We start from the raw sequence: 14,971 nt of genomic DNA, 5'->3' as shown, positions 1-14,971 counted from the left end.
GCTAGCGGAGCGGTTTCGCTCAAAGAATTTTTAGCGAAGCGGGCGCGGATTTCGTGCCGTGCCTGCGATCACCCCGGTGCGCCGCTTCCGCTTCGCTAAAAATCCTCTGCCTTATCACACATAAAAATCGGATCCATCCCTAGATCCCTATCAATGCAAGAAATCTAATAAATAACTTTCATGCAAGAAATCTATTTGATTTTTTGCATCGATGGTCCACAATTCACTCACGCCAACAACGACCACCAATGTTGGCTACGACCAGCGCGCCGCAATGCGCCATCCTTAATCGGCGTCAGATGACGCCATCTGCCTGGAGAAAAACAAATGAGCTTCCTGAATTCGCTGGAAAACATCGCCAAGGGCGCCGCCGCGGGTGTGTTGGTGGTGACCGCATTACCCATCTTCGGCCCGGTGGGCACGATTACGGCGCTCGGTGTGGCAGTTGCCTCGTCGCTCGGTGCGACGGCCGCGCTGGCCGACGAGATGAACAAGGACGAATGACGTGGCCGACCAGTAAGCAGCCGGTATCCTGCCGGCTGCCTGGCAACAGACCGGCTCAAGACTCGCTGCAAACGGAGAGACAAGACTATGTATGACGAGCTCTCAACGATCCGACGAATCATCGACGGGTTGACCATTAACACGGACACGGCGCACCGCTTCCACATCGACGCGAAGGTGGTAAGCGAGCTGGTCGACGGTAATGTGGTCCATCGGCGCATGTGCCAAGGCTTGTACCAGGTGCTACCAGATGGTCCCTACTTCCTTGCGTTCTGGAACAAGCCTTATTGGGATGACGCTGCGCTGCGGTTTACCTACTCCGATGATCTGTGCGTAATCGATGCCGAGCAGGCCAAGCAGTGGATGCGGACGTATTGCCCTGCGCAATTTGACACGTTCGTGAGCAACATGGGGCAGCCGGATAAGGCGCCCAGCGTGGTCGCGATCAACTTGCGCATACCTGTCGAGTTGCGTGCGCATTTGACGACGTCCGCGGAACTGACGAACACCTCCTTCAACAAAATTTGCCTCAATCTGATCTATGCGGGCATGTCGTCTTTGGCGGCGAGACCGAGACTTGGCGCACCCGCGTCTTATGTCACCTTGCGGCTGCCGGATGGAGATCCTGCCGTGGACCAGTTTGAGCGAGCGATGACGTTTAAGGACGAGAGAGATCAGGAGCTGGCAGGTTGCGCAGAGCAGCTCTACTGGCTTGCCAGGAACGACGAGCCGAAGTTTCTAGAGTTTGTGCTTTGGACGCTGTACCGGCTCTTCCATGTCGAACGCGACGAGAAGCGCGCGACATGCTTTGCCCTGTGGCTGACGCATTTCCGTCGTGCGGGACCCGAGGTCGGCGAGGAGTTTCGCCGGCGCCGTCCCGGGCCTATGGAATACGGTGAATGGCGCTGGGTGAAGACCGGCGAGGAGACGGATCTGGCTTCACGGTTTTCATACAAAATGCGCGATCAGTGAGCCGCAGGTATGGCGGCTGCCGTTCTCGCGGTGAATACGGGGGTGCATGCTAATTCAACAACCGCACGGCGTCCAAGGGGCCTAACTTGCGCTGCGCATCTCCTCAATTTTTTGCAATCAAAAGCCGTTATTACGGCGGGCTCCAGATCGTCAGGAGCCAGCGCTATATGTATTTTTTATCTGAACGACCAGCCGGACGGAATCGGATGACGAGCGCGACTTGCCGCGAGCATGCCCATCATCAGCCGGCACGTACCCGCTTGCTGTCGCGCGCCCCATGAGCATTGACTTTACCGACCAGAAAAATGAAAAAGCTTGAAGCAATCAATCGCGTTACCCAACCGGCATGGGCCATCGACAACCCGTACCTACACATACTTAAAGGCCGTTTTTTCAGTCACGCCAATCAAGCCGACTGGAGTGAACTGCCACAGAGAGTCCAACGCCTGTTCCTGGGCGTGGAACGTCTTCATGCACCTGAGGCTGAGGCACAAAGAACCTCGACGCAAATATTGGCGCTCGTTCAGGATGGCGCCTTCCTGCCCAATAGCCCGGTCATGATGAACAGCGAACGGGAAGACCAGGTCAACCTGTTCGCTTGCCATGTTCTAGCTCCGCCAGTGGGAATCGATGAACTGGAAGTCGCAAAAATCATCCACGACGGTTGCGGCGGTATTGGATACGATCTGACCGCTTTGCCAGACCCGGTCGCATTGACGCAAACGATCGAACAGCAAACTGCCTTGCTCAATCCAACCCGCAAGCGCAAAGCCCATAGCGCTGTTACCTTGAGTGCCGATCACCCACAGTTCAAATCTTTCATTGAGCTGGGCGACCGGTTATCTATCACTCACACCAATGTGGAACTGGACGAGTCATTCTTTCAGAAGCTTGAAGCCAGCGACCCGCATACTATCGAGCGCTGGGACTTGATCTGCCACTCCATCACCGAGACTGGGAAGCCAGCGATTGCCTTTGGCGAACATAAGGCCAGACGCTCACCCAATGGAGAGAGGCTCATTCTGAACGTCTGCGGGGAATCCCTACTCCGCGAGAACGAGTCTTCCCTAATTGGTTCCCTCAATCTTTCCCGGTTCGTCAGCGCCAAGACCTTCGACACGGGTCGATTCGTCACTGCAGTGCACCTCGGCGTCCGCTGCCTGGATAACTTTCACGACCTGCAGCGCCATGCATCGCCCCTCGTAGCCAAGCGGTGTGCCCAAAGCAGGAAAATCGGCTTAGGTGTCATGGGCTATGCCGATGCGTTGCTGCTCCTGGGCCTGCGTTATGGTTCACCAGAAGCCTTGGCGTTCGCTCGGACTGTCATGACGCTGCTCAGCGAAAACGCGCGTGCGGCGAGTGAAGGGCTGGCGGCTGAGCGAGGCACCTGTGATCCGCAGCTGCAACCTCGTGATGGCAGTCGACCCCGTCGCAATGCGTCGCTGATGGCCGTCGCCGCGAATGGCACTCTAAGCCTGCTAGCCAATGCGACGGGGGGAATAGAGCCGGTGTTCAGTTACCTTATTCGCCAGGAGGTGGAAGGGGTGGTGGTACATCAACTACAACCTACCTTGCGGCGTCTGCTATGTGAACAAGGTTTTGACGAGACGGCCTTGGCCGAGGTGGTAGAAGCGCTTTTGCATGGCGCGCAGGCTCACAGCCTGGACGTCATTCCTCGGCACATTCGGGGCACCCTAGTGCGTGCTCACGATTTGACTACGGCTGAGCATATTCAGACGCAGGCTACCTTTCAGGCCTTTATCGATGGTGGGATTTCTAAGACCATCAATCTGCCCTCCAGCAGTACGCGGCGCGATGTCGCAAACGCCATCCTGAAGGCTCGCGCCAGCGGCTGTGTCGGTGTTTCCCTTTACCGTGACGGAAGCATCGCGGGACAACCTTCCCAGCGGCCGCAGATGCTGCCCGCCAAGGCAGCGATGGCATGATCGAACAAGAAATCCGTGTCGGACAGCCGTTGTTCATCAGTTTCGACGGCCCTAAAGGTACCGGCAAGACTACGATCCTTGAGGGCGTGAGGGACGAGTTAAGGGCATTGGGACGAGAAGTTGTGGCGCTGTGCGAGAAGGAGTTGGATCCTTACCGTGCGGACACCATCGTGTTGCTTGAACAATTATCGACAGCATCAAGCCCGGCCCTTGAGACCCGTATCTGCCAACAATTGGCTGCGGGGAGAGCGTGGATTACGACGCATATTTTAGAAGCACTCGATTCAGGAAAAATCGCGCTCATCGACCGGTGGTACCCCTCAGATGCGGCGTTTCGACGCTCCATCCCGTTCGAACAAGTGTTGGACATCAACAGGACGAGCGCCGTACGCGATCCGGACATCGCGGTGGCAGTTACGTGCGCGGCGCCGCTGTCTTGGGATCGAGCGTGGAGCCGCTCTCGTGGATTAAACAGCCATGTTATTCAATCATTCGAACAGCATAAGAAATGCACGGAAGTTTTCAACGATGCCGTCGAGAAGTATGGTTGGTATGCGTGTATCAATGATCGAACGGTATCGGCGGCGGTAGCCGCGGTGGTGTCGCGCGTACAGGCTGAGCGCGGCTGACCAGCCTTCCGCCTAGATCCCAAGCAGACGAACCGCGCCGTCGTCGCTGGGTTGCAGTGTTGTGCGGGGTCTTTGCCGCCTTAGACGCTTGAAAAAGATGCCACATCGAAAGGCCACTTTTGACATAACACCTGATGTGCACAACAAAATGCAGTACTCGGATACGACGAGCGCGCGAGGCGAAAAAAAAGTCACCGCTCCCCGTTCTATGGCTTGGCTAGGTGCTGATCGTAGGTCAGGACCAGTCGCTTTATGCATTGATTAATTCACGGTTGCGACACATTGAAAGATTGACGGGAAAACTTGCACGAAGGTCATCAATCCACACTCTCTTGGAACGTAAATTTCTATCTGTTCATAAATCGACCCTCAAGTTGACGCTCGGCGGGCCGTTATTTTGCGGATATGCGGGATTCGCTTACTTATGGATCCGAGCGCAACTCTGCGACTAGACTGGACATACAAAGGATGGCGAGGGGGCAAACGATGGACAGCAAGAAGCTCGAACAATATTTCCATGACGCAGGCTGGACAGTGGTGCACCGGGATCATCGGAAAGCAAGGGATGGTGTGTTTTATCCATTCGATGACTTGGGGCTCGAGGCACCGTCGCTTGCCGCATTGCGTGGCTTCCATCGCGGTATCTACCGACATCAGCGAGAGGCGATCGAGCGCTACCTCGAAGGACACAACTTGGCCGTAACCACGCCGACGGCCTCAGGCAAGACGATGATCTTCAACGTGTGCGCACTGGAGGAACTGTCTGTCGATCCCAAGGCGCGCATCGCTGCCGTGTATCCGCTCAAAGCGCTCGCGGCAGAGCAGACCGAGCGCTGGCAGAAGCTTGTCGCGGACAGTGGCATCAATGTCAAGGTCGGCCGAATCGACGGCGGTGTGCAGTCTCACGAACGGCTTAGCGTTCTGAAAGAAAGCCGGGTTGTCGTGATGACGCCCGACATCATTCACGCTTGGCTACTCTCGTCGATTGATATGCCCGCGGTGCGGGAATTCCTTGCGAATCTCACGCTGCTCATTGCGGACGAAGCGCATACCTATTCGGGTGTGTTCGGCAGCAACTCGGCTTTCCTGTTCAGGCGTTTGCTCCATGCAACGCGCAAGCTCGGCGGCGATTTCAATTTTATAGCATCGTCCGCAACAATGGAGGACCCACAGGCGCACCTTCACAAACTGACGGGAGAGCATTTTGACGTAATCGGCGCGGATATGGACAGTTCCGCGCGCTCAGAGTCGCAGCTTCTAATGGTGAATCCACCCCGGGCGAAGGATCTGCTGTCCTCCGTGTCCGATCTGATTACCTTTGCCGCGACGCAGACATCGCACCAGTCGATTACCTTCGTCGACAGCAGGAAACAGACTGAATACCTTGCGTCCATCGTCGAGCGCCGGGTGAGCGAGGAGGCAGAGAGCGACGAGGTCAACCTCGGGAAACTGGAGGAACTTCAGGTCTATCCGTATCGCTCTGGCTATGAAGAAGACGACCGGACCCGAATCCAGAAAAAGCTCGCATTGGGCTCGCTGAAGGGTGTGGTCAGTACGAGTGCGCTGGAGATGGGCATCGATTTACCTTATCTCACACTCGGCATTCTCTTCGGCATTCCACGATCAGCGACAAGTCTGTTTCAGCGCATAGGGCGCGTGGGGCGCAAGCAGCCGGGTGTAGTCATCATTGTCAACAACGGGTCGGTCGTTTCCGAGAGCGTATTTCGCGATCCCGCACGACTGGAGAGCCTGCCGTTGTTGCGCAGCGCGCTGTATCTTCACAACCAGCGCATCCAGTACATCCATGCCATGTGCCTAGCGCAACAGGGCGGTGAGGACCAGGCGGTTTCAGGTAACAAGACTGAAAACGACGGGAAATTCACTTCGCCGCTTCCGTTGCCCGACGACTTCGCGATGCTGTGCGAAGCCGAAAGGGTAGGTGAAGTCTCCACCGAGCTGCAGTCAATGAAAGCGCAGGCGGGAGACGACCCGCATCATACTTTCCCGCTTCGCAATCTCGACGCGCAATTCAAGGTACAGCATCAGCAGGGCCCGAATGTGTTCAACCTGGGTTCGCTGTCGATGTCGCAACTGCTTCGGGAAGCCTACCCGGGAGCAGTCTACTACTACCAGACGAAACCATACAGGATCGTACGCATCCGCAAGCAGCAGAGGATCGTAGAGGCACGTCCGGAAAAGCGCTATTTCACCGCGCCCCTCATGCTTCAGCCCCTGATCCTGCCAAATCTTAGCGGCGATAACGTGCATCAGGGGCATCGCTATGGAAGCTTGCTAGTCATTGAGTGTGCATTGCAAGTTCGCGAGGCGGTGTGCGGATTCACGGAGCGCAGGGGCAACAACCAGCTTGAATTCAAGTATCCGCTAGATCCTGCGCATGGCCTGTTCCAAGATGCGGCGACGTTCCCGAATTACTCCTTTACATCCGGGGTAATCTTCACGCATCCCGCACTGAGCAGGGAGGGCGTCAGGCGAAGCGTCCTCGCGGAGATCATCCAAGAAGCATTTCTGATGTCGCTGCCTTTCGAGCGGCAGGACATCAGTGCGGGCGCGGACAAACATCGCGCCACGCGGGATCCCGTAACGGAAGGCGACAAATTTATCTGCGTCTACGACCAGACGTATGGAAGCCTGAGGCTCACGAGTCATCTTATGAAAAAGGAGGTGTTGCGTGATGTCTTCACTCGAGCACGCGATATCGCCCTGAATGATGCGAACCTCGAACTTAACGAGGAAACCGTGCGCGTCATCACGGAGCTCGCCGAATGCGTCGAACAGGAGCCGTCGGAGCTCGGCGACGCCGCAACGTCCGGGAATCAGGCGGAGCAATTCGTACCCATTGTGTCGCCGGGATCGATCGGCATAAATGTGCATCGGGACAACGAGGAGTTCGAGGTCGACGGCGTGTTCTTCAGTCCGCAGATGCAGGGTCTAGCCTATCGCGGTAGGCCCGTAAGCGGAAGGATGAAGGTAGAGGCCGCAAATCGCCGCCACTCGGCGACGACGATCCAAGTCCCTATCGATCACATCCGCCCGCTCAATGGCGAGAGCAAGATCGGCTACTACAGCATGGAAACCGGCGAGATGTTCGATCAGATTCCGTTCGACGGAGAGTTTTGATGTTAGTCACATCGTCGGAAGAACAGGTTTTGCATGTTAAGCGGCTTGACCTGCACGGTGCGATCGACACCGCACGTGGACTGGAAGCCTTGCCGGAAGCACCGGTCTACGTGATCGACTTCAGCGCGCTCGAATGGACAGAACCGTTTGGGCTGCTTTTCTTCGCACGCAAGCTCAGAAAGTTTGCCGACAGCCGAAAACCAAGCCGATGCCGCGCCATCAACTACCAAGAGCATGGGTACGCGGCGCACATGGGCTTTTTCCAATCGTTCGGTCTCGGCTTCGGCAAGGATCCCGGCGAGGCGCTCGGAAGTACGCGCTATGTGCCAATCACGAGCATGCGCATCGAAGACCTCGAACGCGAAGCGGCGAGTGACTATGTTGACGTTCGGGACACGATCGAGGCGCGCTGCGCCTCTCTCGCGACGGTGCTCACTCATAGCGAAGGCGGCGATCTGCAGCACACGCTCGGCTACTCGCTGCGCGAGATCTTCCGTAACGTGCTCGAACACAGTCAGGCCGATACCATCTGGTATGCAGCACAGTACTGGCCGACCAAGGGACTCGTCGAGCTGTCGATTCTGGATGAAGGCATCGGCGTCCGCCAATCGCTGTCACGCAATCCTCATTTGAACATTCACGATGATGAAGATGCGTTGCGCTACGCGCTATTGCCGGGCGTCTCGGGCGTAGCATTTCGTGGCGGGCCGCGTCAACGGCGCGACGAATGGGCCAACTCGGGATACGGCTTATTCATGACGAGTCAGATATGCGCTCGCGGTGGGAATTTCGTGATCTGTAGTGGCACGAGCGGCATCATGCTCGAAAACGGCGAGCAGAAAAGCCTTGCGGTCGATATCGCGGGAACGGCGCTCCGATTGCAGATTCACGTACCTGAAATTCGTGCGCTCAATGAAGCACTCGAAGATTTGCGCAAGCGCGGCACGTCCATCGCAGGCGAATTAAGGCATACCGTGAATCTCACGGCCTCGATGTCGTCGCGCATGCTTTCGAAGGATTTCTCGCAAAAAGGGTGATCGCGCGATTGCTGAATCGGGCGCTGCTGTTGGCATGCTGCAGTGAACCGGTTAGAGGCCGCCCAAGTGGCGCCTATATAACTTCACGCGAATATTTTCTTGAAATCGCTAAAGCAACAATCCGGGAAATAACGATGTCGATTACAGTTGCCGAGCAAATTAAGCGCAGTGCTTGGGCCAAATTCCGTCGCCAGACCGCAAGCTTCTTTGCTGGCTTCATTTCAGCAGTGGCTCTGCTGTGTCTGGCTGTGAGTAGCGTTCCGAAATGGTCGCAGGCATTGGGGGGGCCATTTGTTGTAATGAGCGCGTCGGATCGTGATTCATTGAAGACCGAAGTTCAGCGACTGCAAGTGCGTTCCGACAGCCTTCAGAAAGATCGGGACGACCTATTCACAAAACGGGGGGTGTCCGGAATTTTGTGTAAACGGGTTGAGGTTTAACCCGGCACCAGCCGCTCTTCGAACTGGATCGTGAAGCGGTTCAGTGCGGCCTTCCAGTCGCGGATCGGCATCGTCCACTTCTTGCTGATGTTGTTCAGGGCCAGGTAAAACAGCTTGGTGACGGCCTCATCGGTCGGGAACGAGCTGCGGGTCTTGATCACCTTGCGCAGGCTCATGTTGATCGATTCTATGGCATTCGTGGTGTAAATCACCTTCCTGATCTCCGGTGGGTAATCGAAGAACGGAATCACGCGTGCCCAGTTGCGTCGCCAGCTCTGCCCGATGGACGGATAGTCCTTGTTCCACCTGGCCTCGAAGGCGCCCAGCATCTGTTCGGCCATCTCGACGGTCGATGAAGTGTAAATCGTCTTCAGGTCGGCGGCGACTTCCCGCTGCATTTTCCACGGCACGAAGTTCAGGCTGTTGCGCACCATATGCACGATGCACAGTTGCACGGCCGCTTTTGGGTAGACCGCTTCAATGGCTTCAGGGAAGCCTTTAAGCCCGTCGACACAGGCGATAAAGATGTCCTGCACGCCGCGCGTCTTCAGCTCAGTGACCACCTGCAGCCAGAACTTGGCCCCCTCGGTCTGGGCGATCCACAGTCCCAGGACTTCCTTGTGGCCGGCCATGTTCACGCCGATGGCCAGGTACACCGCCTTGGTCCGCACCGCGCCGCTGTCGCGCACTTTGACGTGAATGCAGTCGAGATAGACAATCGGATAAAGCGCGTCGAGCGCACGGGCCTGCCAGACCTTCACCTCATCACTGACGGCGTCGGTGACCGCCGAGATCAGCGTCGGCGAGACTTCCGTGCCGTACATTTCTTCCAGGTGCCCCTGGATCTCGCGCACGCTCAGGCCACGCGCATACAGCGAAATGATCCTGTCGTCGAAGCCCGTCCAGCGCGTCTGATGGCGCTCCACCAGCTTCGGCTCGAACTTCCCCTGACGGTCGCGCGGGATATTGAGCGGCAACTCGCCAAACTCCCCCTGCAGCGTCTTGGCACTATGACCATTACGGGTGTTGCCCGTGGCATTGGTCACCGTTTCGCTCTTGCCATGGCCCAGGTGTTCGGACATCTCCGTCTCTAACGCACGCTCCACCAGCATCTTGGTAAGCTGCTTGAGCAGGCCGTTCTCGCCTATCAGGTCTTCCGGCTTCTGGTAATTCGCCAGCAGGCTGTCTGCCAGCTTGACGAGTTCAGGATCGGGTTTCTCTTTTTTATTGCGTCTCGCTACGGTCATCTATGCTCCTGTTGCTGGCAGTCTCCTGCCAAATGACCGTTTACACAAAACTTTTTACACCCTCAAAAAACTCGGCGCTCGCAGCGCAACTTGGTGGTCGCGAAGAGCAGCAAAAAATCTGTCTGCAGCTGCGCCAAGATCTTTCGAGTAAAGAGTCGCATCTGACCGCGCTGGGGAAACAGCGCGAGCAAGCACTCATTTACTCAGCGCCAATTCAAGCCTTTCCAAATCAGCGGGAGCCAGTGCAAGTCGCACAGAGCCCCGAAGTGGAGCGCGATGACGCCGAGATCAAAGCCCTCGAAACCTCGCTCCAAACGTTGCGTCAGCAAGTTCTAACAAGCTGCGACTTCCGACCATCGGCTGCCCAATCAGCCGAGTGAGAAGATCTCTTCTGAGAGGAGAGGTTTCAGCCACTGCCAGCGTGCAGCGACCAGCCCTTGTAACATAACACCTGATGCGCAGCAGGCCAGTACTCGCATACGACGAACCAATGGTGAAAAAACGTCCCGCACTCCGTTGCAATGCCGCTTGAATAGCAGCAACGAGGTGGCGGATTTATGCCTTCCGCATGACACGCGCGCCGACGACGCTTATCTCAGACACTCTTCGAGCCGGGCTGCGCTTTCCGTAGCTTGCGATCCAAACGCCTCACCTGATTCTCTTGTGCTTCGATCTCAGCAAGATACGGCCGCAGCGCATCCATAATACGAGCCTCCCGCTCCTGTAGTTGCTTGACCGCGAACGCGCATTCCCGTTCGTACCTCTGCCTCGCAACCCGCGTATCGGACCACGCACGGTTAAGCGGTTCGCTTTCTTTTCGGAGCTTGCGCAATTCGCGTATGGCGCTCTTTAGCCGCGCCTCGTCAGCTAATTCGGCTGCCAGTTCGGAATTCATCACAGGACTTTCGCGCTCACGGGCTGGTTACTTGGATGAAGGGAAGCCGAACCCTTGGCCTCCGTGTTGCGACGCAGCGCTCTCCAAACAAGCGATCCACTCAATTATTGACCTTTCCACAAATCGTGGCATCACCACAACGCGACCGGAAATTTGCACACCGCACGTCTCGAGTGCAGTCCCACCGCTTTCGGCCGATATGGTTAGCCGGGGAGCCGTACACTGTCGAAGCACTTCAGCTCATTTTCGGGAAGGCCGCCGATCGCCTCCTTTTCGTCGGTACCGCGCCTCAGTAGCATCATGGAACCGGGAAAAATCGAGGACAGTAGGCATCGTGTGCGTACGAACTGAAGTTCGGTCATACACTACAGGATGACTCCGGGCCAAGCCCTGACCCCGCTGCACGCGTGCACCACACAAACGGAGGCTTACCGGGAAAATGACGAAAGCCGTTCAGTGTGAACTCCCGCCGCCCCTCTTATCCCACAAGCGCGACCTGATAAGCCTGTGTTGCGCCTGCCGACGACGATGTATCCGGTGTCAAGAAATAGCAGCAGGGCTATCGAAACGCGAAGGCATTCGCGCGGGCATCATGCAGCGCGTGGTGTTCTCCACCGTGCTCTTCGATGTACTCAGTGAGACGTCGTGCGTCGATCCTCTGAGCCACGTTTTCATTCTTCCATCCACGCGGCAGCGCCCGGTCAAGCAGATGGCCGAGAAGTTCGAAGTCGCCTTGAAAGTCGTAGCACAGCACAGGCTTGGGCTTGACTGGCACGGCCAACAGCCACGCCTGCAGTTCGTCGCGCAGTTGTGCGGACGGCATCGCTCGACCCGGAAACTGGCCGAGCTGGGGCAGCACGATCTCACGTACAAAGTCACTGCACAGCGGGCGTTCAAAGTCTAGGGATTCGCCGTAGAACTCGCGCCCGTCCTCGCCCACAATCGCCACGCTGATAAGCTGGAAGGCATTGAAGTCAGTGAACTCAGTATCAAGGAAATAGCGGGTTTTCCACGGACTACGTGGTCCTCTGCTCCTAACCATTGCCGGTACAGTCATCGATTTTGTCCAAGTGCGTTCAGTATGCAGATACCCTTCAGCTCGCCCAGATCTCCCAGTTGCTCGCATAGTAGCGTCGGTTACACTCCGCGCAGAGCCGTTTGACCTCGCCGGTCAGGTTCACCCTGATTGCCGGCATCGCCCCGCACTGCTCGCAGGGCATCACTACGTCTCCCGGTTTCCGGGCTGCATCAAACAGCCCATTCACGTGGTCATCGGTCAGTCTAGGCGGCAATGTCATATAGAACTCCTAATTTTTTTAGGCCAAAAATCAACTCCCTTTCTTTGCGAAAGAAGAGCTAGAAAAGTGCCGGTTGCCGCTCCGATGCAACCGGCACGACATTCAGTTCGGCGAGCCGTCTGCGCGCTTGCGCAAGGTCATGCAGCAGTTGCCGCTGAAGCCAAGTTTCTGCACCGCCACCGAATGCTAGATCGAGCCGTAGTGCCATTTCAGGTGAAATGCCAGCCTTGCCGGTGATCAAGTTCGTCAGCGCCTGCCGGCTGACACCCAGCACGCGTGCGCCATCGGTAACGCTCAGCTCGAAGCGCTGCAGACACTGCTGGCGAACCAGTTCGCCAGGATGAGAAAAATCGGGATCGGCCATCAGCAAACAATAATATTAACCGTCTCTTCTGGCAAGTGACAAGCGACACTTACTCCAATCGTGCGTCGCGGGTCATGCGGACTTCTCGGGGCAGCTGAAGTATTTGAATTCAGGTCATCGCCTCCTTATCCAAGTTGCTTGAATGATGCGGTAGATCGGCCATCTGAAAAGGCGATCCGGATCGTACGAGGCACGTGGCCTGACCTATAAGACTTTTCCGACATTTCCAGCCGCATCTCTCTGAGCGGTCTCAAACACAACTCAAAGTCGCAAAAGCCCACAAGCCGTCGATTGATGGTGCCAGAAACGGCTCGCGCGCTTTTCGTGCCCCCGCGCCTCTGACGAACCTGCAAGGGCTCCGTCGGGTATATCCGATGATTACCCTCGACGCCCTCGTCCTTTTTGGACAGTTTTGATCGGTGTCGCTCCGGACAATGCCGCCGGGCCAGTTTCGACGGGGGCAGATCCCGGACCCACGACCAGGGTTTGCAGGTCGGCCGGTGCGAACCCGACCACTTCGCCCCCCCCAGAAGCCGCGTTGCGCATGACAGGCTTTTTTCCGTTCCGCGCCTGCAGGGCGATGTAACGGGCCTGCACCGGCTGCAGCTCAGGGTTCCGAACGGTCATGCCAGCACTGACGGCCGCCTTGACCATGCGCTCCGCGAAAATTGCATCGCCTCCCGTCAACACAATCGAGCTTCCCCACTTCTCGCGCGCATGCAGCATCGTCAACGCCAGATCCTGGTCGGTGACTGCCTGGCGATCGAACGTTAGCCTTGTGCCTTTATCGACAAATACGGGCTCCCCCGTGGCGCGGCGATATTCGATATTGCCGTTATTCGTCACCCGCCACGTCAACCCACGGATCCGGTGCAGCAGCGCATCGGCTTGCTCTACGCGTGTGCGTTCAGATTGAGCCGACCGGATCGACGCTTCTTCCTTTTCGTGCGCAAGCAAACTCGCCAGAACCGCATTGACGTCTCCCCCCTCTTGCAAGGAAATGATGGCGTTCAAGTCTACGTACGACCCGACCCGCGTCTGTTTGCGGCTCTTGCGTCCCACGTCATAAACAAGGCCCCGCAGCGCTTTGAGCGCGGCGGGATCGCCCGCTTGTGCTTCTGCCTCAAGCCACGTTCTCCACGCAATCGGAGCCGGACGTGATGCGCGTATGGACTCGCATCGTGCCTCGGCCTCCGCCTTGACAATTAATCGGTCTAAACGGGCCTCAATGGTCAAATCCCTGCGGCGGAGTTTTCGTTCGTGCGAGTCCGGCTCGCCCTGGAACAGCGCTTCTTTTGCGACAGCCGTTTGCACACGAAGCGCATCAATCTTCGCCTTGCACCATACAGACACCTCCGCTAACTGCTCATCGGTGGCGAACCGGGCGGACTTTGCTACCTCCTGCGCTGCCCGGTAACGTTCGATCAACGCAGAACGTTCCGCGGCCCGCTCCAGCCGCCTCGCCTCGCGTTTAAACGGATCGCGTTTCGGCGGAGTTTTGCCTTCCGGGCGGCTCTCGTCTGACATCGATTGTTTCACGACCGCCGTGAGCGCCGTGCGATCTGGTGTAAAGGGGCCGATCACATGCTCAGCCTCCCCCAGTTTGACGCCCCGCAGCGCCTGGCTGATGGGCAAGCGGATCGTGCCGCCGGCATCGTTGATAGCCTCAAGCTGAAAGGCTCCTCCCCCCGTTTTGTGGACACGCATGCCGTGTTCCCTGAGCAATTGATGCACGGCGTCCCATCCGGTCGCAGAGTCGAGCAGACGCGCCAACCCGTCTCTGACTGTCTCCCGGCAATATTCGACCAGACTTGGCTTGTCCGACCAGGCCGCCATACGCTGCGCCTTCTCTCCGCGAAGCGCACGGTCGATGTCCGGCGTGTCCCGATAGGAAGTGTTGGGAACCACGACTTTTCGCCCATCCGGCAAGGTCCGCACGACAAACAGACCGTCATCATGAAACCACCCGTTTTTTATCTCGATCTCGCGCGCGGCCCGATGCAGCGTCCGATGCATCCACGGCAGATGCTGCGATTTATAGGTGTCGGGATGGACGCGGCTGACCTCGATATGACAATGAAGATTGTCGGTGTCGTTGTGGATCGCCATCAGCGACTGGTGCTCATGCAGGTTCAGCGCTTTCAGCACATCGCGGCCGGCGGCAAGGATCGCGTCGTACAACGGCCGTTCATGCTCGGGCCAGCTCACGATGAGGTGTACCACCGGATTTTCCACATTGGGATTACGCATCGCAACGCTGTGAAACTGCGCTGCGGCGGTCGCAACCGAACGGATCCGGTGTAACGACACGGCCACGCATTTGTCCTGCCCCGCCTGACCGTGAGCCTGTGCAACGTATTCCGTGAGCGGCCCAAACCCGGGACGCTCGCGCACCGCCCGCGCATGTTCGTCGGCACTGATTCCGCCCGTGATATACCGCGCGAGTTCTCCGAAATCGGATTTTCCGTAATGTCGATTTGGAACCTGTTTGACAATCATCG

Annotated in this window: 13 protein-coding genes; 8 read left to right on the top strand and 5 right to left on the bottom strand. The window is 57.3% G+C overall.

The genetic code is table 11. The features are described 5' to 3' along the window. The first annotated feature begins 327 nt into the window (after window positions 1-327). From HV744_RS11270 to HV744_RS11240, 7 genes are all read left to right on the top strand, one after another. Entirely contained in the window at window positions 328-504 is a 177-nt protein-coding gene (locus HV744_RS11270) for a hypothetical protein (protein ID WP_175149567.1), read from the top strand. Between the two features lie 87 nt (window positions 505-591). Beyond that, the gene (locus tag HV744_RS11265) at window positions 592-1,476 is read left to right on the top strand and encodes a hypothetical protein (protein ID WP_175149566.1); all 885 of its coding nucleotides are present in this window, start codon (window positions 592-594) and stop codon (window positions 1,474-1,476) included. A gap of 305 nt (window positions 1,477-1,781) precedes the next feature. Next, complete coding sequence (locus HV744_RS11260) at window positions 1,782-3,422, top strand: vitamin B12-dependent ribonucleotide reductase (protein WP_175149565.1); 1,641 nt, start codon at window positions 1,782-1,784, stop codon at window positions 3,420-3,422. After that, entirely contained in the window at window positions 3,419-4,051 is a 633-nt protein-coding gene (locus HV744_RS11255; RefSeq protein ID WP_175149564.1) for a nucleoside/nucleotide kinase family protein, read from the top strand. Before HV744_RS11260 ends, HV744_RS11255 begins: the two co-directional genes overlap by 4 nt. Before the next feature lie 486 nt (window positions 4,052-4,537). Then, a complete protein-coding gene (locus HV744_RS11250; protein WP_175149563.1) occupies window positions 4,538-7,189 on the top strand; it encodes a DEAD/DEAH box helicase in 2,652 nt (883 codons plus the stop codon). Next, complete coding sequence (locus HV744_RS11245; protein WP_175149562.1) at window positions 7,189-8,226, top strand: ATP-binding protein; 1,038 nt, start codon at window positions 7,189-7,191, stop codon at window positions 8,224-8,226. The genes HV744_RS11250 and HV744_RS11245 overlap by 1 nt, the downstream gene beginning before the upstream one ends. A gap of 134 nt (window positions 8,227-8,360) precedes the next feature. Further along, complete coding sequence (locus HV744_RS11240) at window positions 8,361-8,666, top strand: hypothetical protein (protein WP_175149561.1); 306 nt, start codon at window positions 8,361-8,363, stop codon at window positions 8,664-8,666. Here the strand turns inward: HV744_RS11240 and HV744_RS11235 are convergent. Beyond that, complete coding sequence (locus HV744_RS11235) at window positions 8,663-9,913, bottom strand: IS256 family transposase (protein ID WP_175149560.1); 1,251 nt, start codon at window positions 9,911-9,913, stop codon at window positions 8,663-8,665. The genes HV744_RS11240 and HV744_RS11235 overlap by 4 nt on opposite strands. 2 nt (window positions 9,914-9,915) lie before the next feature. Between HV744_RS11235 and HV744_RS11230 the strand changes: the two genes are divergently transcribed. Then, window positions 9,916-10,293, top strand: coding sequence for a hypothetical protein (locus HV744_RS11230; protein WP_175149559.1), 378 nt, complete (start codon window positions 9,916-9,918; stop codon window positions 10,291-10,293). A gap of 215 nt (window positions 10,294-10,508) precedes the next feature. On the opposite strand, the gene HV744_RS11225 is transcribed toward HV744_RS11230, so the two are convergent. From HV744_RS11225 to traI, 4 genes are all read right to left on the bottom strand, one after another. Beyond that, window positions 10,509-10,808 (bottom strand): hypothetical protein, encoded by a 300-nt coding sequence (locus HV744_RS11225; RefSeq protein ID WP_175149558.1) that lies wholly within the window; start codon window positions 10,806-10,808, stop codon window positions 10,509-10,511. Between the two features lie 559 nt (window positions 10,809-11,367). Then, window positions 11,368-11,865, bottom strand: a complete 498-nt coding sequence (locus HV744_RS11220; RefSeq protein ID WP_175149557.1) for a 3'-5' exonuclease family protein — start codon at window positions 11,863-11,865, stop codon at window positions 11,368-11,370. 299 nt (window positions 11,866-12,164) lie between these two features. Then, window positions 12,165-12,470: a HigA family addiction module antitoxin gene (locus tag HV744_RS11215; RefSeq protein WP_175149556.1), complete on the bottom strand. Its 306-nt coding sequence runs from the start codon at window positions 12,468-12,470 to the stop codon at window positions 12,165-12,167. Between the two features lie 378 nt (window positions 12,471-12,848). Further along, complete coding sequence (gene traI / locus HV744_RS11210; protein WP_246279007.1) at window positions 12,849-14,969, bottom strand: TraI/MobA(P) family conjugative relaxase; 2,121 nt, start codon at window positions 14,967-14,969, stop codon at window positions 12,849-12,851. Window positions 14,970-14,971: the final 2 nt, after the last annotated feature.

It is taken from the genome of Paraburkholderia ultramafica (genome assembly GCF_902859915.1).
Lineage (GTDB): Bacteria > Pseudomonadota > Gammaproteobacteria > Burkholderiales > Burkholderiaceae > Paraburkholderia > Paraburkholderia ultramafica.
Note: the sequence above shows the minus strand (reverse complement) of the source record. Positions and strands in the feature narration are given on the sequence as shown.